Origin of the sequence: Alteromonas sp. RKMC-009, assembly GCF_003584565.2 — a bacterium.
GTDB lineage: Bacteria > Pseudomonadota > Gammaproteobacteria > Enterobacterales > Alteromonadaceae > Alteromonas.
This window is the reverse complement of record NZ_CP031010.1, coordinates 2,944,000-2,969,045: the sequence shown is the minus strand read 5'-3', so window position 1 is coordinate 2,969,045 and position 25,046 is coordinate 2,944,000. Positions and strand designations below refer to the sequence as shown.

The 25,046-nt window shown below is 49.0% G+C and carries 24 protein-coding genes and 5 tRNA genes; 13 read left to right on the top strand and 16 right to left on the bottom strand.

Features of this window, described 5'->3' with window-relative positions:
- Nucleotides 1-60 precede the first annotated feature (60 nt).
- The 4 genes from DS731_RS13160 to DS731_RS13145 all read right to left on the bottom strand — a co-directional run bounded on the left by DS731_RS13160 (nucleotide 61) and on the right by DS731_RS13145 (nucleotide 456).
- Nucleotides 61-136, bottom strand: a tRNA-Gln gene (locus DS731_RS13160).
- Between the two features lie 43 nt (nucleotides 137-179).
- Nucleotides 180-255, bottom strand: a tRNA-Gln gene (locus tag DS731_RS13155).
- Nucleotides 256-259: 4 nt separating this feature from the next.
- Nucleotides 260-344: transfer RNA gene (locus tag DS731_RS13150), tRNA-Leu, on the bottom strand.
- Between the two features lie 35 nt (nucleotides 345-379).
- Nucleotides 380-456 (bottom strand) — tRNA-Met (locus DS731_RS13145).
- A gap of 313 nt (nucleotides 457-769) precedes the next feature.
- On the opposite strand from DS731_RS13145, the gene DS731_RS13140 reads away from it, so the two are divergent.
- On the top strand, nucleotides 770-2,077 hold the full coding sequence (locus tag DS731_RS13140; RefSeq protein ID WP_119501760.1) for a short-chain fatty acid transporter: 1,308 nt from the start codon (nucleotides 770-772) through the stop codon (nucleotides 2,075-2,077).
- A gap of 120 nt (nucleotides 2,078-2,197) precedes the next feature.
- Here the strand turns inward: DS731_RS13140 and ychF are convergent, their stop codons facing one another.
- The 4 genes from ychF to DS731_RS13120 all read right to left on the bottom strand — a co-directional run bounded on the left by ychF (nucleotide 2,198) and on the right by DS731_RS13120 (nucleotide 5,119).
- Complete coding sequence (ychF, locus tag DS731_RS13135; protein WP_119501759.1) at nucleotides 2,198-3,289, bottom strand: redox-regulated ATPase YchF; 1,092 nt, start codon at nucleotides 3,287-3,289, stop codon at nucleotides 2,198-2,200.
- A gap of 22 nt (nucleotides 3,290-3,311) precedes the next feature.
- Nucleotides 3,312-3,908, bottom strand: a complete 597-nt coding sequence (pth, locus tag DS731_RS13130; RefSeq protein ID WP_119501758.1) for an aminoacyl-tRNA hydrolase — start codon at nucleotides 3,906-3,908, stop codon at nucleotides 3,312-3,314.
- Nucleotides 3,909-3,913: 5 nt separating this feature from the next.
- Nucleotides 3,914-4,543, bottom strand: coding sequence for a 50S ribosomal protein L25/general stress protein Ctc (locus DS731_RS13125; protein ID WP_119501757.1), 630 nt, complete (start codon nucleotides 4,541-4,543; stop codon nucleotides 3,914-3,916).
- 150 nt (nucleotides 4,544-4,693) lie between these two features.
- Complete coding sequence (locus tag DS731_RS13120) at nucleotides 4,694-5,119, bottom strand: hypothetical protein (RefSeq protein WP_119501756.1); 426 nt, start codon at nucleotides 5,117-5,119, stop codon at nucleotides 4,694-4,696.
- Nucleotides 5,120-5,261: 142 nt separating this feature from the next.
- Between DS731_RS13120 and DS731_RS13115 the strand changes: the two genes are divergently transcribed.
- Nucleotides 5,262-5,882, top strand: coding sequence for a flavin reductase family protein (locus tag DS731_RS13115; protein ID WP_119501755.1), 621 nt, complete (start codon nucleotides 5,262-5,264; stop codon nucleotides 5,880-5,882).
- Between the two features lie 58 nt (nucleotides 5,883-5,940).
- Here the strand turns inward: DS731_RS13115 and DS731_RS13110 are convergent, their stop codons facing one another.
- From DS731_RS13110 to lolB, 4 genes are all read right to left on the bottom strand, one after another.
- Nucleotides 5,941-6,888, bottom strand: a complete 948-nt coding sequence (locus DS731_RS13110; RefSeq protein ID WP_119501754.1) for a ribose-phosphate pyrophosphokinase — start codon at nucleotides 6,886-6,888, stop codon at nucleotides 5,941-5,943.
- A 32-nt stretch (nucleotides 6,889-6,920) separates the two neighbouring features.
- Nucleotides 6,921-6,996: transfer RNA gene (locus tag DS731_RS13105), tRNA-Gln, on the bottom strand.
- A 5-nt stretch (nucleotides 6,997-7,001) separates the two neighbouring features.
- Entirely contained in the window at nucleotides 7,002-7,883 is an 882-nt protein-coding gene (gene ispE / locus DS731_RS13100; RefSeq protein WP_232373366.1) for a 4-(cytidine 5'-diphospho)-2-C-methyl-D-erythritol kinase, read from the bottom strand.
- Nucleotides 7,868-8,473, bottom strand: coding sequence for a lipoprotein insertase outer membrane protein LolB (gene lolB, locus DS731_RS13095; RefSeq protein ID WP_119501752.1), 606 nt, complete (start codon nucleotides 8,471-8,473; stop codon nucleotides 7,868-7,870). The genes ispE and lolB overlap by 16 nt, the downstream gene beginning before the upstream one ends.
- Nucleotides 8,474-8,614: 141 nt before the next feature.
- On the opposite strand from lolB, the gene hemA reads away from it, so the two are divergent.
- The 6 genes from hemA to kdsA are packed head-to-tail and all read left to right on the top strand — an operon-like array spanning nucleotide 8,615 to nucleotide 14,691.
- A complete protein-coding gene (gene hemA / locus DS731_RS13090; protein WP_119501751.1) occupies nucleotides 8,615-9,886 on the top strand; it encodes a glutamyl-tRNA reductase in 1,272 nt (423 codons plus the stop codon).
- An 8-nt stretch (nucleotides 9,887-9,894) separates the two neighbouring features.
- Nucleotides 9,895-10,980 (top strand): peptide chain release factor 1, encoded by a 1,086-nt coding sequence (gene prfA, locus DS731_RS13085; RefSeq protein WP_119501750.1) that lies wholly within the window; start codon nucleotides 9,895-9,897, stop codon nucleotides 10,978-10,980.
- Nucleotides 10,980-11,825, top strand: a complete 846-nt coding sequence (gene prmC / locus DS731_RS13080) for a peptide chain release factor N(5)-glutamine methyltransferase (RefSeq protein ID WP_119501749.1) — start codon at nucleotides 10,980-10,982, stop codon at nucleotides 11,823-11,825. The genes prfA and prmC overlap by 1 nt, the downstream gene beginning before the upstream one ends.
- A 52-nt stretch (nucleotides 11,826-11,877) precedes the next feature.
- Entirely contained in the window at nucleotides 11,878-13,434 is a 1,557-nt protein-coding gene (locus DS731_RS13075) for a DUF3369 domain-containing protein (protein WP_119501748.1), read from the top strand.
- Nucleotides 13,435-13,447: 13 nt separating this feature from the next.
- A complete protein-coding gene (locus DS731_RS13070; RefSeq protein WP_119501747.1) occupies nucleotides 13,448-13,822 on the top strand; it encodes a SirB2 family protein in 375 nt (124 codons plus the stop codon).
- 14 nt (nucleotides 13,823-13,836) lie between these two features.
- Nucleotides 13,837-14,691: a 3-deoxy-8-phosphooctulonate synthase gene (kdsA, locus tag DS731_RS13065; RefSeq protein ID WP_119501746.1), complete on the top strand. Its 855-nt coding sequence runs from the start codon at nucleotides 13,837-13,839 to the stop codon at nucleotides 14,689-14,691.
- Nucleotides 14,692-14,757: 66 nt separating this feature from the next.
- On the opposite strand, the gene DS731_RS13060 is transcribed toward kdsA, so the two are convergent.
- Nucleotides 14,758-15,024: a hypothetical protein gene (locus DS731_RS13060; RefSeq protein WP_119501745.1), complete on the bottom strand. Its 267-nt coding sequence runs from the start codon at nucleotides 15,022-15,024 to the stop codon at nucleotides 14,758-14,760.
- A 216-nt stretch (nucleotides 15,025-15,240) separates the two neighbouring features.
- Here DS731_RS13060 and DS731_RS13055 point away from each other — a divergent pair, with 216 nt between their 5' ends.
- From DS731_RS13055 to fusA, 5 genes are all read left to right on the top strand, one after another.
- Entirely contained in the window at nucleotides 15,241-16,140 is a 900-nt protein-coding gene (locus DS731_RS13055; RefSeq protein ID WP_119501744.1) for a transcriptional regulator GcvA, read from the top strand.
- Nucleotides 16,133-16,765: an alpha/beta family hydrolase gene (locus DS731_RS13050; RefSeq protein WP_119501743.1), complete on the top strand. Its 633-nt coding sequence runs from the start codon at nucleotides 16,133-16,135 to the stop codon at nucleotides 16,763-16,765. The genes DS731_RS13055 and DS731_RS13050 overlap by 8 nt, the downstream gene beginning before the upstream one ends.
- Complete coding sequence (locus DS731_RS13045) at nucleotides 16,759-17,139, top strand: DUF423 domain-containing protein (protein ID WP_119501742.1); 381 nt, start codon at nucleotides 16,759-16,761, stop codon at nucleotides 17,137-17,139. Before DS731_RS13050 ends, DS731_RS13045 begins: the two co-directional genes overlap by 7 nt.
- The gene (gene rlmM / locus DS731_RS13040) at nucleotides 17,132-18,208 is read left to right on the top strand and encodes a 23S rRNA (cytidine(2498)-2'-O)-methyltransferase RlmM (RefSeq protein ID WP_119501741.1); all 1,077 of its coding nucleotides are present in this window, start codon (nucleotides 17,132-17,134) and stop codon (nucleotides 18,206-18,208) included. Before DS731_RS13045 ends, rlmM begins: the two co-directional genes overlap by 8 nt.
- 166 nt (nucleotides 18,209-18,374) lie before the next feature.
- Entirely contained in the window at nucleotides 18,375-20,462 is a 2,088-nt protein-coding gene (fusA, locus tag DS731_RS13035) for an elongation factor G (RefSeq protein ID WP_119501740.1), read from the top strand.
- A 543-nt stretch (nucleotides 20,463-21,005) separates the two neighbouring features.
- Here fusA and DS731_RS13030 read toward each other — a convergent pair.
- From DS731_RS13030 to DS731_RS13020, 3 genes are read right to left on the bottom strand one after another with little or no spacing between them, the layout of a single operon-like run.
- Nucleotides 21,006-23,027 (bottom strand): transglutaminase family protein, encoded by a 2,022-nt coding sequence (locus DS731_RS13030; RefSeq protein ID WP_119501739.1) that lies wholly within the window; start codon nucleotides 23,025-23,027, stop codon nucleotides 21,006-21,008.
- Nucleotides 23,024-23,986: a DUF58 domain-containing protein gene (locus DS731_RS13025; RefSeq protein ID WP_150154289.1), complete on the bottom strand. Its 963-nt coding sequence runs from the start codon at nucleotides 23,984-23,986 to the stop codon at nucleotides 23,024-23,026. Before DS731_RS13025 ends, DS731_RS13030 begins: the two co-directional genes overlap by 4 nt.
- Nucleotides 23,987-23,993: 7 nt before the next feature.
- Entirely contained in the window at nucleotides 23,994-24,911 is a 918-nt protein-coding gene (locus DS731_RS13020; RefSeq protein WP_119501737.1) for an AAA family ATPase, read from the bottom strand.
- Nucleotides 24,912-25,046: the final 135 nt, after the last annotated feature.

Genomic DNA, 25,046 nt, shown 5'->3' with positions numbered 1-25,046 from the left:
TTCAACGCACTGACAAACAGGCATAAAAAAACCAGTCAAAAGACTGGTTTTTCTATAATATGGCTGGGGTAGCTGGACTCGAACCAACGGATGGCGGGATCAAAACCCGCTGCCTTACCAACTTGGCTATACCCCAATCAACTGGGTGTTAGCTGAATGGATTCAACATAACGAAATAATGGCTGGGGTAGCTGGACTCGAACCAACGGATGGCGGGATCAAAACCCGCTGCCTTACCAACTTGGCTATACCCCAATAATGGTGCGGAAGGAGAGACTTGAACTCTCACGCCGTGAAGCACTGGAACCTAAATCCAGCGTGTCTACCAATTCCACCACTTCCGCGCAGCTAGACATACCTGAGAAATACTGTGAGAAAGTGGTGGCTACGGCGAGATTCGAACTTGCGACCCCATCATTATGAGTGATGTGCTCTAACCAGCTGAGCTACGTAGCCTCTTTCTTTCTCTTCCCTCTCAGGAAGTGGCGCGTATTATGCGGATATGACCCCCGACCGTCAACCCCTTTTTTACTAACTTTTTTTAAGTGCTCACTATGTGTACTGAAATGCTTAATATGGCGTCAAAATGGTGGAAAAGAGATCAATTTGAGGGCATTTGCTATGAATTTCTTCCCTCGACATTGGCGATTAATTAACCGGCTTGGCGGTCTGAATTTGCCGGTAGTGAAATCTTTTTCCCTGAAATCTGCGAATAAATTCGATAATGTGAGTAAATTGTTAAGTCAGATCTTAAAGGAAGAAGAAAAATATGATGAATAAGGTCGCTTCACCCTTCGTAAAACTCGTTGAGCGCTATCTGCCGGACCCGTATATCTTCGTTTTATTGCTTACTTTGGTGGTTTTTGCCGCAGCAGTGCTTGTAGAAGGACAATCTCCGCAGCAGGTTGTTGAGCAATGGGGGAGCGGATTATGGGGGCTACTCAGTTTTTCCATGCAAATGCTGCTCGTGCTTGTCACCGGATACATGCTGGCAAGTACGCCGCTGGTAAAAGGCGGGCTGGAGAAAATGGCCGGACTGGCAAAGTCTGCACCTAAGGCGATTTTACTGGTTTCGCTGGTATCGCTGGCTGCCAGCTGGCTGAACTGGGGCTTTGGCCTGGTGGTGGGGGCGTTATTTGCCAAAGCGCTGGCGAGGAAGGTTGAGGTGGATTACCGTTTGCTGGTGGCCAGTGCCTATTCCGGATTCGTGGTATGGCATGGTGGTCTTGCCGGCTCTGTTCCACTGACCATTGCCACGCCCGGTCACTTTTCTGTTGATCAGATTGGCGTTATCGACACATCACAAACTATTTTTGCCACTTTTAACCTTGTTCTGGTCGCCATATTGTTCGTGGTAATGCCGGTGGTAAACCGTTTAATGCTGCCATCGAAAGAAGACAGTGTCATTGTACCGGCATCAAAACTTGAAGATGAACCTGTGCCGGAGGCTGAAAATACCCGTCCGGCGGATAAACTGGAAAACAGCGTTATTCTGGCCCAGCTTACCGGGTTTGCCGGTCTGGCGTATCTGCTTATGTACTTTATAAACGGCGGCACGTTAAACCTGAATATCGTTAACGGTCTCTTTTTGTTTCTCGCCATTGTGTTACACGGGACACCACGGAAATTACTGCATAGTTTGCATCAGGCTGTGAAAGGCGGAGCGGGCATTGTTATCCAGTTTCCGTTTTATGCCGGGATTATGGCTGTCATGGTTCAGTCCGGTTTAGCGCAGAGTCTGTCGGAATGGCTTATCAGTCTTGCCAGTGCGCAGTCGCTGCCGGTCTGGAGTTTTATCTCTGCGGGCATTGTGAATATTTTTGTGCCGTCCGGAGGCGGGCAGTGGGCGGTTCAGGCGCCGGTGGTACTGCCTGCGGCGCTGGAGCTGGGCGCCGATGTCAGCCGTGTAGCAATGGGTGTTGCCTGGGGAGATGCCTGGACGAATTTAATCCAGCCATTCTGGGCGCTGCCTGTGCTGGCGATTGCCGGACTTAAAGCCAAAGATATAATGGGATTTTGTCTGGTGCAGTTATTATTGACCGGCGTGGTGATTGGCGCGGTGCTGTATTGGGTTTAGCGCGCTGCCTGCCTCACCGTTTAACCAGCCTTGGCCGGAAGCACAACGTGACTTCTTAAAGTTAAAAAGCGTTCAAATAAAAACACCGCCATCAGGCGGTGTTTTTGAATGACTGTGTGACTACACGTTAAAACGGAAGTGAATGACGTCACCGTCCTTAACGATATAGTCTTTACCTTCCAGACGCCATTTACCGGCATCCTTTGCGCCTTGCTCGCCGCCGAACTCAACAAAATGGTCGTAGCCAACGATTTCTGCGCGGATAAAGCCTTTTTCAAAGTCTGTGTGGATCTTACCGGCTGCCTGAGGGGCTGTTGAGCCTTCAGGGAATGTCCATGCACGTACTTCTTTTACCCCTGCGGTGAAGTAAGTTTGCAAAGTCAGCAGGTTGTAACCGGCACGGATAACGCGGTTAAGACCGGGTTCTTCCAGACCCATATCCTGCATGAATTCTTCACGCTCATCATCTTCAAGCTCAGCAATTTCGGCTTCAATTTCAGCGCAAACGGCAACAACTACAGCATTTTCAGCAGCTGCAATTTCTTTTACCTGATCGAGGAACGGGTTATTTTCAAATCCGTCATCGTTCACGTTAGCGATATACATGGTAGGTTTCAGCGTTAACATGTTCATGTAGCTGATGGCTGCCATTTCTTCTTTGGTCAGTTCCAGAGAGCGTAACAGGTTGCCTTCATCCAGGTGCGGTTTGATCTTTTCCAGTGCTTTTAATTCGTACTTCGCATCGGCATCGCCACCTTTGGCACGCTTAGATACACGGTGAATGGCTTTTTCTGTGGTTTCCAGATCCGCCAGTGCCAGTTCGGTATTGATAACGTCAATATCATCTTTCGGGCTGACTTTACCGGCAACGTGCACAATGTTGTCGTTCTCGAAACAACGCACAACGTGTCCGATAGCATCGGTTTCACGAATGTTTGCAAGGAACTTGTTTCCCAGACCTTCACCTTTTGAAGCACCTTCAACCAGACCGGCAATGTCCACGAATTCCATGGTAGTAGGAATGACGCGCTGCGGATTGACGATTTCTGCCAGCTTGTCCAGACGTAAGTCCGGTACAGGTACTACACCGGTATTCGGTTCAATAGTACAGAAAGGGAAGTTCGCCGCTTCAATTCCGGCTTTGGTAAGTGCGTTGAACAGGGTAGATTTACCCACATTTGGCAGACCAACGATGCCACATTTAAAACCCATGTGCTGGACCCTTGTTAAGTTATCAGCCCTGAACGTCAGCTTTAAAACTATGCAGTCGGTTCTGGGCTTGCTTTAAATCGTTTTTAATTAAAATCTCAGTACACCGGACCGCTTCATCGATGGCATCTTCAATTGCCCGTTTTTCGTTTTCCGGTGGTTTGCCAAGTACATGGCCGGTTACCTTGCTTTTATGGCCGGGGTGACCGATACCAATTCGCAAGCGTAAGAAATCTTTGTTGTTGCCCATTTTAGCGACGATGTCGCGAATGCCATTCTGACTGGAGCTGCCGCCAACTTTATATTTAGCGATTCCCGGAGGTAAATCCAGCTCGTCAAAAGCAATCAACATATTCTCTGCAGGGATACGGTAGAAGTTTGCCATTGCGGCTACCGCCTGACCACTTTTATTCATGTAAGTAGTCGGGTAGATCAGACGAATATCTTGAGTGCCTACGGTTATACGGCCAGTGAGACCAAAAAACTTACTTTCAGGCTTAAGGGAGGTGTTAAAACGCGCTGCCAGTTCGTTCAGAAACCAGACGCCGGCGTTATGTCGGGTATGTTCGTATTCCGGGCCCGGATTACCCAGGCCCGCAATCAGACGGATATCTGACGACAAGCTGATTATTCCTCAGCTGCGTCTTCTTCGCCTTCTTCTGCTTCAGGTGCTTTAGGAGCAGGCTTAACAGTAACAACTGCTAAGTTGTGTGCATCATCACCTTTAGCCAGTTCAACAGACGAAACGCCTGCAGGCAGAGTCAGGTCAGACAGGTGAACGGTAGCATCCATTTCAACTGCAGCCATATCTACTTCGATGAACTCAGGCAGATCTTTAGGCAGACACGTGATTTCGATTTCGTTTACGTGGTGCTCTGCAATACCGCCAGCTTTGATAGCAGCAGATTTTTCTTCATTGATGAAGTGCAGAGGTACGCTGGTGTGCAGCTCTTCGCCAGCGATAACGCGTTGGAAGTCAACGTGAGTGATCTTAGGCTTGTACGGGTGACGTTGCATGTCTTTAACTAACGCTTCAACTTTCTGACCGTCAATGTTCAGAGTCAGAACGTGAGAGTAGAATGCTTCGAAATCAGCAGCGTTGTTCAGTTTGTTGTGATCAAGAGTCAGTGCAACAGGGGCTTCTTCGCCACCGTACAGGATTGCAGGAACTTTATCAGCATGACGCAGGCGGCGGCTCGCACCTTTCCCCAGGTCAGTACGTACTACTGCATCCAGGTTAAAAATAGCTTCAGACATTAATATGTCTCCAATATATTTAGTTTATTTTTGTGAGTTTTTGCGACCAAAACTCACGCGATAACGGCAATAAACAAGGCTCATTAACCGTACCCCGAAATAAAAGGGCGGCGAATTCTACCACCGCGAAGCAGGATATACAAACGTCAATTACATTTCACTGTGGTGCGGTGCGACAGTTGTGGCATCGGCACTGACCACTTTTTCTACTTTAAAAACGGTTCCGAACTGAGTCGTTGTCATCATACCGGTCAGCGGCTGACCTTCGACAATCAGTTTCATGCCATTCTGACGGTAAGATTTATCCAGTCCGCGCAGGGTGTAACGCTCACCGGTGTCAGTAATGAAACCAAAAAAGCCGCCTTCATGCTGCTGATAGACCAGTTTTCCTGACAAGGTGATGTTGTTTTCCATTTCAGTGGCCTTATTGACAATATTATCAGTCACATTTTTCGTAACGTTCTCAACCACATTGAGAGTGACGGTTTCTGTTTTTGACACGTCGTCCGGCGCAGCTTCATCGCCACAGGCACTGCACAGGCCGACTAACGCTGCTAAATAAACAAGTCTGATCATAATATCTCCGCCGTAGTTATGGTCAGCAGACCTTTTCTATTGTTGTCATTGTGCCGGTTTTGACATGAACGGACAATGAACAGGTGGGTGTGGTTTATTGTTTGTGCCTTTTTATTTTATTAAAACTCAGAGGATTGAGTCTATGTCTTCAGATTTTCACTTTTACGAGCCTTCAGCGGGTCATGGCCTCAAACATGATCCCTTCAACAGTATTATTGCACCCAGACCCATCGGCTGGATTTCCACTGTTGACGAAAAGGGTATCGCTAATCTGGCACCTTACAGCTTTTTTAATGCATTCAATTACACGCCGCCCATTATTGGTTTTTCCAGCATCGGCTTTAAAGACTCAGTAAGAAATATTCAGGCGACAGGAGAGTTTTGCTATAACCTGGTGAGTGTGCCGCTGGCACAGCAGATGAATCAGACCTGTGCACAGGTCGATGCCAGTGTGGATGAGTTTGAACTGGCAGGGCTGACAAAAGGCGAGTCCCGCACTGTAAAGCCGCCCCATGTTGCGGAAAGTGGCGTGGTGATGGAATGCCGCAAAACACAAATCGTACAATTGCAGGGCAGTAATGGTGAATTGTGTGATACATGGATGGTATTCGGTGAAGTGACCGGCGTGAAGATAAAAACATCACTGATTGAAGACGGTGTTTTTAAAACGGGTAGGGCAGAACCCCTATTGCGGGCGGGTGGCGCAGGGGATTATTACACCATTGATAGTGAAAACCTGTTTGAGATGTTGCGTCCCCGCTGATACAAAAAAGCCGGTGCTTCTCAGCACCGGCTATTAATAATTTGCACACAGGCAGCTATCAGTATTCGAACATCGCTGAGATAGACTCTTCGTTGCTGATGCGGCGAATCGTTTCAGCCAGCATTTCAGATAATGTGAGTTGCTTCACTTTGCCGGTTGCCTGCATATCTTTTGACAGCGGGATACTGTCGGTAACAATGATTTCATCGATAACCGACTCTTTCAGGTTCTTAGGCGCATTGCCTGAGAAGATAGCGTGAGTCGCGTAAGCATACACTTTGCGAGCGCCATGATTTTTCAGGGCTTCCGCGGCTTTCGCCAGCGTACCGCCGGTGTCAATCATGTCGTCAACAATGATGCAGTCACGATCTTTCACATCACCGATAATATTCATCACCTGAGAAACGTTCGCTTTCGGACGACGTTTATCGATAATTGCCAGTTCTGCATCATTCAGCAGTTTAGCCGTTGCACGGGCACGTACTACGCCGCCGATGTCCGGAGACACAACAATCGGGTCGACAAAATCACGCTGAACCATATCTGCAAGCAGGATAGGTGTACCGAAAGCGTTATCTACCGGTACATCGAAGAAACCCTGGATTTGCTCTGCGTGCAGGTCGATGGTCAGTACGCGGTCAACACCCACGTTAGACAGAAAATCTGCGACCACACGGGCTGTGATTGGCACCCTGGCTGAGCGGACGCGACGGTCTTGTCTCGCATAACCAAAATAAGGGATAACAGCAGTAATACGTCCTGCTGATGCACGACGCAGGGCGTCGATCATCACAATCAATTCCATCAGGTTGTCGTTGGTTGGTGCACAGGTAGACTGGATAATAAAAACGTCCGAGCCACGGACGTTTTCATGAATTTCTACACTGATCTCACCGTCGCTAAAGCGACCAACACTGGCGTTACCAAGTTTGGTATAAAGGCGTTCTGCAACCTTATGGGCAAGTTCGGGGACGGCGTTGCCTGCAAAGAGCTTCATATCTGGCACAAGTGTTTCCTCGGTGCGTTTGATAAAGGAGGTGGCTGGGGTAGCTGGACTCGAACCAACGAATGGCGGGATCAAAACCCGCTGCCTTACCAACTTGGCTATACCCCAAAAATTTAGTTCATGTCCGATGCTTCGTTCACGTATTTTAGCTTTTGTTGTAATGGCGACATATTCACACCTTTAGCAACAAAACCGGACCATTCTGCGGGCAATTTCCCGAGAACCTGTCTGGCTGAATTTTCATCACTAAATACAGAAAATACGCACGCGCCTGTGCCCGTCATCCGCGACGGTGCGAATTGTAGCAACCACTGTAATAATATTGCAACTTCCGGATGCTTTTTACAGACAATACTCTGGCAATCATTATGCGTTGCAGCGAAAGTATAATTGTGCCACTCCATGGCCGGTGTATTGCGGGGCAGGGCCGGTTCTCTGAAAATATCAGCGGTACCCACGTGTATACCCGGATTGACAACCAGATACCATTGTTCGTCTAAATCAGCGGGACTGATGTGCTCGCCCACACCGCCGGCGAAACCTGTGCGGCCTTCAACAAAGATAGGTACGTCGGCGCCCAGACGCAGACCTAACCCGGCCAGTTCTGCTGTACTCAGACCGCACTGCCACAAGTAGTTAAGTGCAACCAGAACTGTGGCAGCATTAGATGAGCCACCGCCAATACCACCGCCCATGGGCAGTGACTTTTTCAACCGGATGTTTGCGCCCTTATCTGTTCCCGTGTGTGTCTGTAACAGTCTGGCTGCTTTTACAATCAGATTATCTTCATCATTCACACCGGGAATCGACGGATTAAGGGTGATAATGCCGTCTTTGGTGACATCAAAAGCCAGTTCATCACCACGGTCCAGTAACTGAAACAAGGTCTGAAGCTGATGGTAACCGTTATCGTATTTACCGAGGATATGAAGGAATAAATTCAGTTTGGCCGGGCTGGGCCACCATTCACTGTGTTGCATTACTGTATGGTCCACTCATCAATCCGGATTTTTATCCATATTTTTGTATTGTCTGTGCGGGTAAGCATTAACTGATGCGGCAACCACAGTCCTGCTTCCTCACCATAGTTGCTGTAACTGACTTGCCAGTTGCCGCAGGCTTCACAGCCCGGAGAAAGGGAAGCCAGGAGCTGTTTATCGTTGAGCTTATAGTCGTCACCCCGTAAAGGCAGCCCCTTTACCCAGTTCAGCAGCTTGCCGGCGGGAATATCCCAGCCGGTTGTCTGGTAAATAAGACGTGCCGGACTGGTGTCCTGCCAGCGCTTATCGTCAGCTTCCAGTGTAGCCATGCCGTCACTGAAATCGATATTCGCCAGGGTAATACCCAGCATATTGGTTAAACGGAAATTAAAATCGGGCTCATCGGTTTTCCAGTTTACGTGGGCGCTGACAGCTTCCTTTTCATTGCGGATAGCCATCTTACCTTTCATCTGCCAGCGGGTGACAGACTTCAGCTTCTCAAGCTGTGAAGGCAGGTTTACCGCGGTCTCCGGGCCATCTGGCAGAGTGGTACAGGCTGATAACAGGGCGATAAACAAACCTGTAAATAGTATTCGGAAAATCATGAACGATTATGATCCTACGCAATGCAACGGGATGATTGCTTCAAAACTCAGGGATCTAATGGGAACACAGTTTCAGGAGTACTTTCAATCATTTTGGGTTTTTCGTACAATGCCGCTCCGAAGATGCCAGCATAAATATTGATGACCCTTACTGCCCTCGGAATAAACCACAAAACTGCACCTGTTGCGTTACGCGAAAAAGTCGCCTTTACACCGGATTCTCTGGTGTCTGCGCTCGCCTCGCTGAAGCAGATAGACGGTATTGAAGAATCTGTCATCGTGTCTACCTGTAACCGCACTGAAGTCTATGTGAAAGGGGCCGGCGAGGCGGCATTGCTGCTCGACTGGTTATCTGCCTTTCATGATGTGAAGCGGGAAGATATCGAGCAAAACAGTTACCTTTACCAGCAGGAAGATGCAGTAAAGCATGTTATGCGGGTAGCAAGCGGGCTGGATTCGTTGATCCTCGGTGAGCCGCAAATTCTCGGACAGATTAAACAGGCATTCAGCGACGCAAAGCATTCCGGTACTGTGGGGGCGGAGTTCGAGCGGTTATTCCAACACACATTCTCTGTAGCTAAGAAAGTACGCTCTGAAACAGAAATTGGTGCTAATGCCGTATCTGTGGCCTTTGCTGCGGTGCAACTGGCCAAACATATATTCAGCGCATTACCAAAGCGCTCAGTATTGCTGGTAGGTGCCGGCGAAACCATTGAACTGGTTGCCCAGCATTTAAAAGAGCAGGGCGTTCAGCGTCTTGCCGTTGCCAACCGTACCGTAGCCAGAGCTGAGAACCTTGCGGCGAATCTGGGTGCAGATGTGCTCACACTGTCTCAGTTGCCTGAACATCTTCACGATTTTGATATTGTCATCAGTTCTACAGCCAGCCAGTTGCCATTGATTGGTAAAGGGATGGTGGAAAAGGCCTTAAAGCAGCGCCGTAACATGCCCATGTTTCTTGTTGATCTGGCGGTTCCCCGTGACATTGAGTCTCAGGTTAATGAACTCGGCGATGCCTACCTTTATACTGTTGATGATTTGCAGCATATTGTTGAGCAGAATCTAGCTTCCCGTGAAATGGCCGCGCAGGACGCTGAAAAAATCATCGATGATCAGGCCTCCGTATTTTTAAGCTGGAAACAGGCGCAGCATTCCATTGATTTGGTGCGTCAGTATCGTCAGAAAGGCATGGCATCCAGAGATGAGCTGGTCGCCAGGGCGATGAATCAGTTGTCCGAAGGCCGCAACGCGGAAGACGTTGTACAGGAACTGGCCTATAAACTCACCAATGCGTTGATGCACGGGCCTACCCGTGTACTGCGGGACGCTGCACACGAAAATGATGCCGCGCTGACTCAATGGCTGGGTCAGGCGATGGATCTTGCCGGTAACGGGCAGGACAAAGAAGGGTAAAACAGAATATGAAAGAATCGGTGACCAGAAAGCTCGAGAACCTGGTGGAAAGGTTTGACGAGGTTCAGGCATTGCTGGGTGATCCCGGTACGATTTCCAATCAGGATAAATTCCGCGCGTTGTCAAAAGAGTTCAGTCAGTTGGAAGATGTTGTAAAAGGCTTTAATGCTTTTCAGCAGGCTGAAGAAAATCTTGCTTCTGCACTGGAAATGATGGAAGAAGACGATGCCGAAATGCGCGAAATGGCGCAGGAAGAAATGAAGCAGGCAAAAGAAGACATTGCACGCCTTGAAAGCGAACTGCAAATTCTTCTGTTACCTAAAGATCCCAACGATGACCACAATTGCTTTTTGGAAATCCGTGCCGGTGCCGGCGGTGATGAGGCGGCTATTTTTGCCGGTGACCTGTTCCGTATGTACAGCCGCTATGCTGAATCAAAGGGCTGGCGCGTAGAGGTGGTCAGTCAGAATGAAGGTGAGCACGGTGGCTTTAAAGAAGTCATTGCTAACCTTTCCGGTGAAGGCGTTTACGGTATTATGAAATTTGAATCCGGCGGACACCGGGTACAGCGTGTGCCGGAAACTGAATCCCAGGGACGTATTCACACGTCAGCCTGTACCGTCGCGGTATTGCCTGAGATCCCTGAGTCTGAAGCCATTGAAATTAATCCTGCTGATTTGCGTGTTGATACCTTCCGTGCATCCGGTGCCGGTGGTCAGCACGTTAACAAAACAGACTCTGCTATCCGGATGACTCACATTCCAACCGGCCTTGTGGTTGAGTGTCAGGATGAGCGTTCACAGCACAAAAACCGCGCTAAGGCCATGTCTGTACTGCAGGCACGTCTGAATCAACTTGAAGAAGAAAAGCGGGCGAAAGAAGAGGCAACCACACGCCGGAATCTGGTGGGCAGTGGTGACCGTTCTGAACGTATCCGTACTTACAACTTCCCCCAGGGCCGTGTGACTGATCACCGCATCAACCTGACCCTGTACCGTCTTGATGAGGTCATTGAAGGGGATCTGGCTGCGCTGGCTGATCCTATCCGTCAGGAACACCAGGCCGATCTGCTGGCTTCACTGGCAGACGAATAATGTCAGTCACCATTGCCTGTGCACTTCAACAGGCAAAAGAAGCGCTGGCAGGGGGAGAGTCTCCGGCCACCGACGCAAAAGTACTGCTGGCCCATGTATTGGGCCAGACACAAACCTGGTTGTACACCTGGAGTGATAAAGTACTTAAAGACGAGGAGCTTAACCGCTTCAAACAGCTCATCAGTGAACGAAAAACAGGCCGGCCGGTGGCGCACCTGACCGGTAACCGCGATTTCTGGACACTGACACTCAATGTGAATCCTGCCACGCTTATTCCGCGTCCGGAAACCGAACTGCTGGTGGAAAAAGCGCTGGAACTGCTTCCTTCCGGGCCATGTTGTGTGTGCGATTTAGGCACCGGAACAGGGGCTGTGGCGCTGGCGCTGGCCAGCGAAAGACCGGACATTCAGGTCACAGGTACAGATCGCATTGAAGAGGCTGTCGACCTCGCTAAACAAAATGCAGCACTGAATCACATCACTAACGCGTCCTTTATTGTCAGCCACTGGTTTGATGCCCTGAAAGATAAGCAGTTTGATATGCTGGTGACCAATCCCCCTTATGTGGAATCAGACAGTCACTATCTGCAACAAGGTGATGTCCGCTTCGAGCCCCTGTCTGCACTCACTGCCGGTGAGGACGGGCTTGATGATATCCGGCTTATCATCAGTCAGGCATCAGTATGCCTTAAGCCCAGCGGATGGCTGCTTATTGAACATGGCAGTGAGCAGGGCGGTGCAATCCGCGGGCTGTTTAATGACAGCGGTTACACCATGGCAAACACCTTTGCTGATCTTGCCGGCCTTGACCGGATAACTATTGCGAAAAGACCTGCTTGCGAATAATTCCTCTTACAGTATGCTTTAACCGGCCTTTTATAAAAATGGAATGCTGTAAATGACTGATGATTTCCTGTTTGCGGACGATGACGACGAGGAATTAACAGAGGAACTTGGCGTCTGGAAGGTGCTCATTGTTGACGATGAGCCGGAAGTACACGCGGTGACAAAACTGGCGTTGAGCGATTTTGTGCTGGATGATAAACGGCTGGAATTTGTCAGCGCCTACAGCGGCGAAGAAGCCAAAACCTACTTTCGTGAAAATGATGATGTGGCCGTAGTGCTGCTTGATGTGGTGATGGAAACCGATAATGCCGGGCTTGAAGTCGCAGAATACATCAGAGAAACATTGGATAATCATTTTACCCGCATCATTCTGCGGACCGGACAACCCGGTCAGGCACCGGAACGGGATGTGATTGTTGATTATGATATTAACGATTACAAATCAAAAACCGAACTCACCGCGCAGAAGCTGTTTACTGTCATGATTGCGGCATTACGATCGTATCGCGATATCGTCGTGATTGAGGAAAGCCGCGCCGGTCTTGAAAAAATTATTGATGCTTCCGCCGACCTGTTCACTTCCCGATCCCTTGAAAAATTCATGCGGGGTATCATTCAGCAACTTTCCTCAATTCTCGGATTCTCCAAAGACGCAGCCTATATCACCAATGCCGTGGCGGTGCCGCGGCCTGTAACGCAGTCTTTTCCGCAGGAACTGTTTGTGTTTGCCGGCAATGGCGAATATGCCGGCCAGGAAGGGAAATCGTTGATTGATGCGTTGCCGGCAGAAGCGTATTTGCTGTGTCAGCGGGCGTTAAAAGAGCAGAGCATTATCTTTGGCGAAGATTATGTGGTGGCTTACTGCTTCAGTAAGCACTACAAGGGGTCATTACTGTATTTATCCGGCATCCCCCGTAAGCTCAGCGAGACAAATATGCATTTATTGCAGTTGTTCTCAGAAAATGTGCAGCTGGCATTTGAAAATGTGCTTATCAGTCAGGAAGTGGAAACCACCCAGCGGGAAATCATTGAGCGGTTGGGTAAAGCCATGGAACGTGACAGTGAAACCAGCAAGCATATCCGCCGGATGGTCGAAATGGCTGAGTTGCTGGCCAGGTATGCCGGGCTGGGCGAAGCACAGATCATGACGCTGCGGCTGGCTATTCCGTTGCATGATGTGGGAAATGCACATATTTCGTCACAAATCCTGACAAAAACAGATGTACTGACGGAAGAAGAGCGGTTTGCTATCCGTCAGCATGCGGAATTTGGCTATCAGATTTTAAAAGACTCAGACAGTCCTACCATTCAGCTGGCTTCTGTGCTTGCTAAGGAACATCATGAACGGTGGGACGGACAAGGCTATCCTGAAGGACTGAAAGGTGAGGAAATCCAGCTGGAAAGCCGGATCGCGGCTATCGTCGATGTGTTTGATGCACTGATGAACAAGCGCCCGTACAAAGAAGCCTGGTCGCTGGAAAAAACCGTCAGCACGTTGAAGGCGGAAAGCGGAAGACATTTTGATCCGCAGCTGGTCAGCTATATGCTGGCGAATATTGGCCGCTTCGAAGAAATTCAACGCCGGCTGGCGGACGACATATCACAATAATAAAGAGGTTGTTATGTATTTAATGGCTAAGCATTTGCACCTTACGGCCATCGCTCTCAGTGTATTTTTGTTTATTTTCAGATTTATGCTGTCACAGTTTAACAGTGAGTTACTGACCAGAAAGTGGCTCAAAATTCTCCCTCATGTCATCGACACCTGCCTTCTGGCCAGTGCGCTTTGGCTATGTTTTCTTATTGGCCAGTACCCGTTTGTACAGGGCTGGCTGACCTTCAAAGTGGTCGGGCTGGTGGCCTATATTCTGATGGGGATGTTTGCGCTTAAATGGGGGCGGAACAAGCCTCTGCGCTGGATCGGTTTTATCGGCGCATTAACCTGGTTAGGGTTAATCGCCAGGGTTGCAGTATCAAAGCAACCGTTGTTTTTTTAATTTGGAAGTAAATAATGACACAGTCCCGTACTGAAATTCAGGTTGGCGATATTACTGTTGCTAACGACAAGCCGTTTGTATTATTTGGTGGCATGAATGTGCTCGAATCCCGTGATCTGGCAATGCAAATTGCTGAGCACTATGTGGAAGTGACTACACGGCTGGGCATTCCATACGTATTTAAAGCCTCTTTTGATAAAGCCAACCGTTCTTCTGTAACGTCTTACCGCGGACCGGGTATGGAAGAAGGGCTAAAGATTTTTGAAGAAATCAAATCTACTTTTAATGTACCGGTGATCACCGATGTCCATGAGCCTCATCAGGCGGCACCTGTGGCGGAAGTCGCGGATGTTATTCAGCTACCGGCCTTTCTCGCCCGCCAGACCGATCTGGTGGTGGCAATGGCAGAGACCGGTGCGGTCATTAATGTGAAGAAACCCCAGTTTCTGGCTCCCCATGAAATGCGTCATATTATCGGTAAACTCGGGGAAGCCGGTAACGATAAAGTGATCCTGTGTGAACGGGGCAGTTGCTTTGGATATAACAACCTGGTTGTCGATATGCTGGGCATGGATGCAATGAAAGCGTATGCACCTGTAATTTTCGATGCAACTCATGCGTTGCAGATGCCGGGAGGCAGAGCTACTTCAGCAGATGGCCGCCGTGCACAGGCTGCGCAACTGGCGCGTAGTGGTATGGCTTTAGGTCTTGCCGGTTTATTTATCGAAGCGCATCCGAATCCGGATGAAGCGAAATGTGACGGACCATGTGCGTTGCCATTGTCAAAGCTGGAACCGTATTTGCAGCAAATGAAAGCGTTAGATGAGCTAGTGAAGGGGTTTGCGCCGCTGGATACCAGTGCAAACTAAATGAAACGCTGAAGACGGTGCCCGGCAACACTGTTGCCGGGCACCGAATCAGGTGTGAAAAAGGGCTTATTCGCTGCGGTTATCTTCCTTAGCGTCGCGATCGTCTTTTTCGTTCATCGCGATAAGTGTACTGGCAACGTGCTGTTGCACTTCTGCGGCCAGAACAGCCTTAACTTGTTCCTGAACACTGACCATTTCTACAGACAGTTCAAGGGTATTCATAGCAGGTATCACAGGCATAGAAGCCGGCAGTTCCTGAGAAATAGTTGGGTAAGCAGTGGTTGCCGCTAAGATAACAGCCATCTGGCTGAAGAATTTTTTGAATTTAGTCATATCACACCTAATAAAATTAATTTAAAATTCGTTAACAAATTGAGCTTTCTTGTTAACATTGCACTTGTCTAACTGATTGATTGAAAAGTGCTGTGCTTTGAAAGCGTGCGAATAATAAACAGATTTTGCTCGTCTTTAAAACGAGTAAAAGTAGGGTTTAAGGATTAGAAAAACTAATGCTTTATCACGTTGGTCATTTAGCTGCCGGAGGGAAGCGTGCATAGACGTTTGCCGCCGCTGAATGCGCTGAAAGCCTTTGAAGCCGCCGCCAGGCACCTGAGTTTTACCAAAGCCGCCGAAGAATTATTCGTTACCCAGGCTGCTGTCAGTCATCAAATTAAAGCGCTCGAAGAATTCTTATCAATGAAGTTGTTTCTTCGCCGCAACCGGACGTTGCTCCTTACTGAAGAAGGACAGGCATATTTTCTTGAGCTGAAAGATATCTTTAAACATCTTCAGGAAGCCACAGAACGATTGCTGGCAAAAGGCAGTAAAGGAGCGATTACCGTTGCTATGCCGCCAAGTTTTGCCAGCCAGTGGCTGGTACCCCGTATCAGTCGTTTCAGCATTGAGCATCCGGATATTGATGTTCGTATTAAAGCGGTAGATTTCGATGAAGGGTTTTTAGAAGACGATGTGGATGTGGCCATTTATTACGGTAAGGGCCGCTGGAGCGGTGTGAAAGCCGATAAACTGCATACCGAGTACCTTACTCCATTGTGCTCTCCCATGTTGTTTAACGGCCCTAAACCGCTGAACAGCCTGAGTGATTTGAAACACCATGTTCTGCTGCACGATTTAAGCCGTGAGGCCTGGAAAAACTGGTTGAAAAGTGTCGGCGTGTCCGGCGTGAATGTAAACCAGGGGCCGGTGTTCAGTCACTCCATGCTGGTACTCCAGGCTGCTGCGCTGGGGCAGGGCATTGCGCTGGGTAACACTATTCTTGCCCGTCCGGAACTGGATGCCGGCCGTCTAATCATGCCTTTTGAAGAAAAAGTCGCCAGTCGGGATGCGTTTTATCTGGTTTGTGATGAAGCGCAGGCAGATTTAGGTAAAATCGCCGCGTTCAGAAGCTGGATATTGGCGCAGGTTGAAGAGGAACAATATGATGTCTGACATGATCACGGACCGGGCAGAGCATGAGGTCGCCGTTTTGATCCTCGCTCATGGTGCCGGTGCGGGAATGCAGTCTCCCTTTATGGCAGATATGGCTGCCTTACTGGCAGCACAGGGGATTACGGTGGCGCGTTTTGATTTTCCCTACATGCAGACCATAGCGGAAACCGGTAAAAGAAGACCACCGGATAAAATAGAAAAACTGGAAGCTTTTTATATAAATCTGGTAGAGCAGGTGGCCAAAAATACTTCTTCGCCGGTATTTATCGGCGGCAAGTCTATGGGCGGTCGTGTGTCGACGATGATTCTTGAAGCAACAGAGGCGAAAGGCGCGGTGGTGTTTGGTTATCCTTTTCATCCTCCCGGCAAGCCGGAAAAGCTGCGCACGGAACATCTGGTGAAAATGACAAAACCCGTATTCATCAATCAGGGAGAACGGGACACCTTCGGTACGCAAAGCGAAGTTGACGGTTATAATCTGTCCGGTCAGGTCACTTTGCATTTTCTGCCTGACGGCGACCACAGTCTCAAGCCCCGTAAATCCAGCGGTCATACATTAAACGAACACATGCAGCAGGCGGCTTCAGCTTCAGCCGCTTTTATTAACAGGCTTATTTCATGCTAAAACCTTTTGTTCTTACCGGTGCTATTGCCGCGCTGGCCGCTGTGATATTCGGCGCGTTCGGTGCGCATGCGCTAAAGTCGATGCTTAGCGCTTCACAACTGACGTCATGGCATACCGCTGTGGACTATCAATTTTATCATGCGCTGGCGTTACTGATTTTGCCGGCACTGCGACACGCCGTGAGTAGCAGGTTATTAAGTACCGCCGGTATTTGTTTTGTTGCCGGCATTGTTTTGTTCAGTGGCAGCATCTACTTACTCACCTTGCTGGAATGGCGCTTTCTCGGACCGGTAACGCCACTTGGCGGTTTATTCTTTATGATTGGCTGGGTGGCACTGATCACCGGTGTGGTAAAAGGAAAGTGGCATGAATAGTTTGCTGATTTACTGCCGCAGTGGTTATGAAGCTGATACCGCCGGGGAACTGACAGCATTGACCTCTGAAGCCGGTATTTACGGGTATCCGGTATTTACGCCGGACCAGGGCTTCATTTTGTTTCATTTTTATGAGCAGGGCGATGCAGACCGGCTGGGTCAGCGTCTTGCTGTGGCTGATACCATTTTTCCCCGTCAGATTGTGGTGGTCACCGCTCATCTTGAAGATCTCGACAAAACAAACCGGGCAGGTCCGGTACTGGCTGCCATCAGCGACGCAGACACGGATGAGTGGAAAAACACCTTATTGTTTGTCGAGCATGCAGATACCGAAGCAGGAAAAGCGCTGGCTAAATTCTGCCGGAAGTTCACTGTGCCACTGCGGCAAGGTTTAAGAAAGCAGGGAGCACTGACATATAAAGAAAAAGAAGACGGCAGAGCATTGCATGTTTTCTTCACTGATTATGACAATTGTTTCGTGGGCCATTCTTATCCGGCCATGCGCAGTCCCTTTGCTAACGGCATCTGTCGTCTGAAATTTCCGCCGAAAGCACCCAGCCGGTCGACTCTCAAGCTTGAGGAAGCCATTCTGACCATGCTGAACGATGAAGAACGACGGGAAATTTTCCGTGAAGGCGCCCGTGCGGTAGATCTGGGGGCGTGTCCGGGCGGCTGGACGTATCAGCTGGTGATCCGTGAGATGGGCGTTGAGGCCATTGACAACGGTGCTATCGACGAAGAACTCATGGCAACAGGATTAGTGGACCATTATGCGGCAGACGGCTTTACTTATAAGCCCAAATTTGGCCGTGTAGATTTGCTGGTGTGTGATATGATAGAGCGCCCCGACAGGGTAGCGGTACTCATGAGTGAGTGGCTGGAAAAAGGTTGGGCAGATCATGCGATTTTCAACCTTAAGCTGCCAATGAAGAAACGATACGACACGGTGACGGCCGCTATCGGGGAAATACAATCGCGACTTGGCAAAAAAGCTGGCGGCTTTCGGATGAAAGTCAGACACCTTTATCATAATCGCGACGAGGTTACTGTTACTGTCATAAAAGCTTAAATAAAGCCTTATGATGGTAATTTATTGATTTTAAATATAAAATTAAAGGCTTGGCGCGGAACTGCTGAATAAGTTTTAGACTTTTTTCGCAAAGGACTATAAATCTGGTATTGAAATCCTTTATAATCCCGCCGTTTTTTTACTCTGAACCAACGAAAGTGAACTAATGTCAGACTTATCTCTTTACAGAAACATTGGTATCTTCGCCCACGTAGACGCGGGTAAGACTACCACTACAGAACGTATTTTGAAGCTTACCGGTAAAATCCATAAAACTGGTGAGGTACACGATGGTGAGTCAACTACTGACTTCATGGAACAGGAAGCTGAGCGCGGTATTACTATCCAGTCTGCTGCGACTACTTGTTTCTGGAAAGACCACCGTATGAACATCATCGATACTCCGGGACACGTTGACTTCACAGTTGAAGTTTACCGTTCTCTGAAAGTATTGGATGGTGGTATCGGTGTTTTCTGTGGTTCAGGCGGTGTTGAGCCTCAGTCTGAAACTAACTGGCGTTATGCTAACGAATCAGAAGTTGCCCGTGTAATCTTCGTAAACAAACTGGACCGTATGGGTGCAGATTTCTACCGTGTTGTTGGCCAGGTTAAGAAAGTACTTGCTGCTAACCCACTGGTAATGACCCTGCCAATCGGTATCGAAGACGAGTTCAAAGGTGTTGTTAACCTGCTCGACATGAAAGCGTACATCTGGGATGACTCTGGCCTGCCAGAAAACTACGAAGTTGTAGATATCCCTGCTGATATGGTTGACAAAGCCAACGAATACCGTGAGCAAATGATCGAAACTGCCGTTGAGCAGGACGATGACCTGATGATGGCTTACATGGAAGGTGAAGAACCTTCTCTGGAAGACATCAAGCGTTGTATCCGTAAAGGTACCCGTGATCTGGCATTCTTCCCGACTTACTGTGGTTCTGCTTTCAAAAACAAAGGTATCCAGCTGGTTCTGGACGCAGTTGTTGACTTCCTGCCTTCTCCTACAGAAGTTGATCCACAGGAACTGACTGACGAAGAAACTGGTGAACCTACTGGTGAAGTTGCAACAGTATCTGTTGACGAGCCGTTCCGTGCGCTGGCGTTCAAAATCATGGACGACCGCTTCGGTGCGCTTACCTTCATCCGTATCTACTCTGGTAAGCTGAACAAGGGTGACACTATCCTGAACTCTGCTACCGGTAAGACTGAGCGTATCGGTCGTATGGTAGAAATGCACGCTGACGAACGTACAGAACTGACTTCTGCGCAAGCAGGTGACATTCTGGCTGTTGTAGGTATGAAGAATGTTCAGACTGGTCACACACTGTGTGATCCTAAGAACCCTTGTACCCTTGAGCCAATGATCTTCCCTGAGCCGGTAATCTCTATCGCTGTTAAGCCTAAAGATAAAGGTGCTAACGAGAAGATGTCTATCGCTATCGGTAAACTGGTTGCAGAAGATCCTTCGTTCCAGGTTGAAACTGATGAAGATTCTGGCGAAACCATCCTGAAAGGTATGGGTGAGCTTCACTTAGACATCAAAGTAGACATCCTGAAGCGTACTTACGGCGTTGAGCTGGAAGTAGGTCAACCACAGGTTGCTTACCGTGAAACTATCACTACTCCGGTAGAAGACAGCTACACGCACAAGAAACAGTCTGGTGGTTCTGGTCAGTTCGGTAAGATTGATTACCGCATCCGTCCTGGTGAAACTAACTCTGGCTTCACGTTCAAATCTACCGTTGTTGGTGGTAACGTACCTAAAGAATTCTTCCCTGCTATCGAGAAGGGCTTCAAGGGTATGATGGACATGGGTCCTCTGGCTGGTTATCCGGTACTGGACGTTGAAGTTGAACTGTACGACGGTGGTTTCCACGCAGTTGACTCATCAGCAATCGCGTTCGAAATCGCAGCGAAAGGTGCATTCCGTCAATCTATGCCTAAAGCCGGTCCTCAGCTTCTTGAGCCAATCATGAAAGTTGACGTGTTCAGCCCTGAAGACAACGTAGGTGACGTAATCGGTGACCTTAACCGTCGTCGTGGTATGATCAAAGACCAGGAAGCTGGTGCTACCGGCGTTCGCATCAAGGCAGACGTACCTCTGTCAGAAATGTTCGGTTACATCGGACACCTGCGTACTATCACATCAGGTCGTGGTCAGTTCTCTATGGAATTCAGCCACTACTCAGCATGTCCTCAGAACGTAGCTGAGAAAGTAATGGAAGAAGCGAAAGCGCGTAAAGCAGCTAAGTAATTCTTCTGGAAAGCTTTAAAAAACCCGCCATCCGGCGGGTTTTTTTATGGCTCGGAAAAACTGTACTAAACCTGTACTTGCGATGACTCCGGCAACTGATACATTTAAGCGGCTTAAAGGAGAGAGTTATGCAATGGATAGTTCACACACTCGCGACAGTGATCCCCCTCGGCTTTATCGTCTACTGGTTATGGTTCAGAAACGCCTGGTACAAGTCCATGCTTCGCAAAGGGAAGCAGGGCGGTAAAGATACCATTGCCATTTATCCCACCGTCGCCTCATTGCTCAGGCTGGAAGCGGCAGTCGTTGTACCTGTCAGCCGGGTAACCAAAGTCATCATCACAGCACGTTGCATTATATTCTATGCCGGCCCCTGTAAAATTGCTGAGTTATGGTTGCTTGCAGGGCAGTCATCAGAACTGGCTGAAGGGATCCATGAGTATTGCAGCCATGCTACTGTCAGCTATGTACCTTATTATCCGCGGCAAACTCTGGCGGAAAGCTGTCGTTTTCAGCGGTATTACGGCATGGATGTGGTCAGCTTTAATGACGGGCAGTATTTCGCACCCGCCAGCAGAGTTGTTTCGCAGCTTCTCGAATCGCCGTTGCCGGAGGAGCCTGATGAGGATGATATTGATACTGTTCAAACAATCTGGTCAGACTGGCGAGATCGTTTGCTATAGCCTCCGGCACTTTATGTTTACAGTATTCATAGAATTGTCCCGGACTGCGGTTTTCCCGTTGCAGGCCAAATTTTTGTTCCAGTTTCTCAACCGCGCCAAGATAGTACTTCTTTTCTCTGGCAATGTGACTTCGTTGCCATCCCGGTACAAAGAATATAATTAGCAGCGCGCCTGTGAACAATAGCAGGCCGGCGGCAAATAAACTGAGCTTTAACGGCGTAATACCATTTAAAATACGGTCTAGAATGTCCGTTTGTTTATCATTGTTATAGCCTAAAAACCAGCGGCTCCAGAGAAAATCCATTTGCGCACTCATGTTGCGCAATGCATCGAAGAACGCAAGCTGACTGATACCGTTTAGCGGATGATCGCCCTGAATCTCTGTCGAGAATCTTGCTGCCTGCTCAAAACCGTCGAAAATTCGTGAAGGCGCAACCATGGTTGTCGGATCGTAGCTTTGCCAGTTCGTTCCGTCGGTTTTTGCTTCTACCCAGGCGTGAGCGTCGTACTGATACACATTGACGGTTTCATCATTGATAGGCGTGCCACCCTGATAACCTGTCACAATGCGGGCGGGTATACCGGCAAGCCGCAGTGCAAACGTCATCGCACTGGCATAATGAGCACAAAACCCCTGTTGATGGTCAAACAGGAAACTGTCTACCGGATCATTAAGCATGGGCGGTGGTGTTAACGTGTAACTGAAAGGCTTGTCATTAAAATAACGCATCAGTGCTGATACAAATGCCCGGTTATCAGGGTGCATCTCTCTGAGTCCGTGTACCCATTCCCTGGTTTTGTCATTGCCTCTTTCCGGCACCTGCAGGTTAAGCGTATTGTCCAGCGCCGCATTCCCCTGACTTCGCGGAGAGTCAGGGTAGGAGGCAACATAATAAGCATAGCGGCTGAACAGTGGCTGTCTTGATGTTAGCTGGTATTGCCAGCCCTGCCACAATTCCCGTTGACTGGCTGCACTGTCGGGGACAGCAGTGTCTAATGCAAATAACCAGGATTTTTTGGTGGGTTCGGCAATGACTTCATAGCGGACAGGCTCACCGCTGAGGGCCGGCCGGAACGGCTTATTCATATACCGCAATTGGGTTTCAGCGTATTGCCTTGTTTCACTGACTGACCACGATTTTCCGTCAAAATGTTCCAGCGTCAATGCACGCCAGTAGAGTTGTTCTCTGACCGGAACAGGCGTTGAGAATGTGGCACTGAATGCCAGCTTTTCAGACTGTGCGAGATTGGCAATGTCACCCGGCGTAATGGTTTCTGCCAGCCCGGTTTCTGTGGACTTACCTTCCGGCATTTTCCATAAAGGGGGAAGCCGGGGCATAAACACAAACAAGATAACGGCAAGAGGCAACGCCTGAAAGAACAGGATAAAGGTTTTCTTTTGTCTGAATTGTCTGGTCGACGACGGTGTGTGGGCAGACAACAGAATATAAAGTAGGAACAGAAACATGATGCCGTAAAATAAGGTACGGGCCAGCGACTGATAGAAAATGAAACCGCAGGCCAGCAGGAATATGGCGCAGATAAAAAGTTGATAGAAATCCCGTCGCTTACTTAACAACATTAATTTTAGCGCACAGGCCAGTAGCAGCAGGTTAACCATAATATGCAGGAAATCCATACCGTCACTGGTGGTGATCAGTGCTGTTCCTGCCAGCAGGGCAAGTAAGTTGACCATACGTTTTCCGGGCATATGGTTGTACCAGCCGAGAAACAAAAATCCTCTGACAATGCCGGCACATAAACAAAGCAGTAGTACCCACAAATGAATATCGCTGAACAGGGAGGCCGCCAGCACCACAAAGAAAATGGAGGTCAGCATACTTTCACGGTTCCCCGCGATGGGCAGGCTTACAGACATCATGACGGTGTGTCCTGCCGGAAAAGGGCCAGTGCTTTCAGACAGGCCTGTTTGTGCTGTTGTCCGCAGCCCGGCTGGATCACCAGGTTATCCAGTTTCAGGCCAAATTGTGTTCCCGTTGCTGACAGTTGAGTGACCTGCCAGCTCAGCACCGACAGCGCCGTCTCTGTATCCGTGCGTAACTGACGGATATCCAGATAGCCGCTGACCGGCTGTTGGTCAGTGAAAATCTTATTTACACGGTCACCGCCTTTGGCGACCCGTTTCCATGCAACGCGGTTTAACGGCTCTCCGCTCTGCCAGGGCTGCAGTGCAAAGAAGTCATCGGTGCCATTTTGCACCTGCTTGCCGTTACCGCTGCGGGCATACCATTGAGACAGATCGGCGTGCTCGGGCTTTTTCTGCGGATAGACTAACAGCGTCTGATTAAAATCAGGATGGGTCCAGCACTTTACCAGTCCGAGGGGAAAAGAGGAGGTGACGGTCACTCTGGGCAATCTCATGATGCCCCGTTTATCTGCCTGTATTGCCAGATGATGAGATTTTATTTCCTGTTCAAGATCCAACGTGCTGCGGTCAATATCACCGTACCATCTGATTTCCATTAGTCCCCGCAGAGATTTCCCTTCAGCGGCGGTAATATCAACCGTCATAAATCCATTTTCGCCGGCGAACACCGGCTTTAGCTCTCTTGCTGACAATCGTATCCCTGAGATATTTTTGTAGGCAGTGAACAAGGTAATAAGGAAAAGGCTTAACAGAAACTGGCAAAGAAAAAGCAGAAGATTATTCTGATAGTTAACCGCAAGCAGAAACAGACAGGCGGTCATCATCAGGTAAAACCAGCCGAAGGTACCCGGAAAGATGAAGATATTACCATGATGTAACTGATGAACAGTGTCCGGCGGCATTCTCTTAGCCAGCCATTTTAACGACCATGCTCCGAAAGTTTTTCTCATCATCCGCTTTTCAGGCTGCCAGCGGGTCCACACTGTTCAGCAACCGCTTACTCAGTGTATTTTCTTCGATGGAATCGTGATGAGTACCCCGTAATCTGTGTTCCGCCACGGCGGCAAAAATAGCCTGAACATCTTCAGGGACTATGTAGTCGCGATCGTGAATGAATGCCCAGGCTTTTGCTGCGTTTAACAGGGCACGGCTTGCCCTTGGGGAGAGGGGTTGCGGATAACCACTTTGCTCCCGGCTCTGATTTACCAGGTTAAGCACGTATTCCAGTACGGCTTCACTGCAATGCACATCGTTGACCTGTTGTTGATAGCGGAGCAGTGAGCGGGGATCAATTTTTTCCGCCAGCGGACCTTGCTCTCTGCCACCTTGCTGCTGCAACATGGCTTTTTCCGCTTCTCTTGAAGGGTATCCCAGAGATATTCGCATGAGGAAACGGTCCAGCTGTGACTCCGGCAAGGGATACGTTCCGCTCTGATAGCCCGGGTTTTGAGTGGCAATAACGAAAAAAGGTGAGGGCAGCGGATAAGTGGTGCCGTCAACGCTGACCTGGTTTTCTTCCATGGCTTCAAGCAGCGCACTTTGTGTTTTCGGTGACGCACGGTTAATTTCATCTGCCAGGATCAGTTCGTTGAATACCGGACCGGGGTGAAACCTGAATTCGTGCTGCTGTTGATCGAACACGTTCACCCCCAGCATATCTGCGGGCAGTAAGTCTGACGTGAACTGAATACGGGAATAAGACAAGCCGAATACATTTGCCAGCGCATGAGACAAAGTGGTTTTGCCCATGCCCGGTAAGTCTTCAATCAATAAATGACCTTTTGCCAGCAGGCAGGTTACAGCCAGCTTCAACTGTTGAGGCTTGCCAATAATATGCCCTGACAGTGCGTCTGTGATCGTCTGAAATTCTGTTCGCATGGGGTTTTCCCGCAACCGGTTTGTCCTTATTTATACATGCTAGCAATTCTGAAGGGAATTGCTGTTATCCTGTTGATACCTGAGTATAGACACGGTGTCTGCGCCGGGTGATATAAATTACCTGAGTGAACCTGA

Coding starts and splice junctions, on each gene's coding strand:
- DS731_RS13045 (WP_119501742.1), top strand. CDS start 16,759: ATGCTAAAACCTTTTGTTCTTACCGGTGCTATTGCCGCGCTGGCCGCT.
- DS731_RS13125 (WP_119501757.1), bottom strand. CDS start 4,543: ATGTCTGAAGCTATTTTTAACCTGGATGCAGTAGTACGTACTGACCTG.
- DS731_RS13030 (WP_119501739.1), bottom strand. CDS start 23,027: ATGATGTCTGTAAGCCTGCCCATCGCGGGGAACCGTGAAAGTATGCTG.
- kdsA (WP_119501746.1), top strand. CDS start 13,837: ATGACACAGTCCCGTACTGAAATTCAGGTTGGCGATATTACTGTTGCT.
- lolB (WP_119501752.1), bottom strand. CDS start 8,473: ATGATTTTCCGAATACTATTTACAGGTTTGTTTATCGCCCTGTTATCA.
- rlmM (WP_119501741.1), top strand. CDS start 17,132: ATGAATAGTTTGCTGATTTACTGCCGCAGTGGTTATGAAGCTGATACC.
- DS731_RS13020 (WP_119501737.1), bottom strand. CDS start 24,911: ATGCGAACAGAATTTCAGACGATCACAGACGCACTGTCAGGGCATATT.
- prmC (WP_119501749.1), top strand. CDS start 10,980: ATGTCAGTCACCATTGCCTGTGCACTTCAACAGGCAAAAGAAGCGCTG.
- ychF (WP_119501759.1), bottom strand. CDS start 3,289: ATGGGTTTTAAATGTGGCATCGTTGGTCTGCCAAATGTGGGTAAATCT.
- hemA (WP_119501751.1), top strand. CDS start 8,615: ATGACCCTTACTGCCCTCGGAATAAACCACAAAACTGCACCTGTTGCG.
- DS731_RS13025 (WP_150154289.1), bottom strand. CDS start 23,986: ATGATGAGAAAAACTTTCGGAGCATGGTCGTTAAAATGGCTGGCTAAG.
- fusA (WP_119501740.1), top strand. CDS start 18,375: ATGTCAGACTTATCTCTTTACAGAAACATTGGTATCTTCGCCCACGTA.
- DS731_RS13140 (WP_119501760.1), top strand. CDS start 770: ATGATGAATAAGGTCGCTTCACCCTTCGTAAAACTCGTTGAGCGCTAT.
- DS731_RS13075 (WP_119501748.1), top strand. CDS start 11,878: ATGACTGATGATTTCCTGTTTGCGGACGATGACGACGAGGAATTAACA.
- prfA (WP_119501750.1), top strand. CDS start 9,895: ATGAAAGAATCGGTGACCAGAAAGCTCGAGAACCTGGTGGAAAGGTTT.
- DS731_RS13120 (WP_119501756.1), bottom strand. CDS start 5,119: ATGATCAGACTTGTTTATTTAGCAGCGTTAGTCGGCCTGTGCAGTGCC.
- DS731_RS13050 (WP_119501743.1), top strand. CDS start 16,133: ATGTCTGACATGATCACGGACCGGGCAGAGCATGAGGTCGCCGTTTTG.
- DS731_RS13060 (WP_119501745.1), bottom strand. CDS start 15,024: ATGACTAAATTCAAAAAATTCTTCAGCCAGATGGCTGTTATCTTAGCG.
- DS731_RS13115 (WP_119501755.1), top strand. CDS start 5,262: ATGTCTTCAGATTTTCACTTTTACGAGCCTTCAGCGGGTCATGGCCTC.
- DS731_RS13070 (WP_119501747.1), top strand. CDS start 13,448: ATGTATTTAATGGCTAAGCATTTGCACCTTACGGCCATCGCTCTCAGT.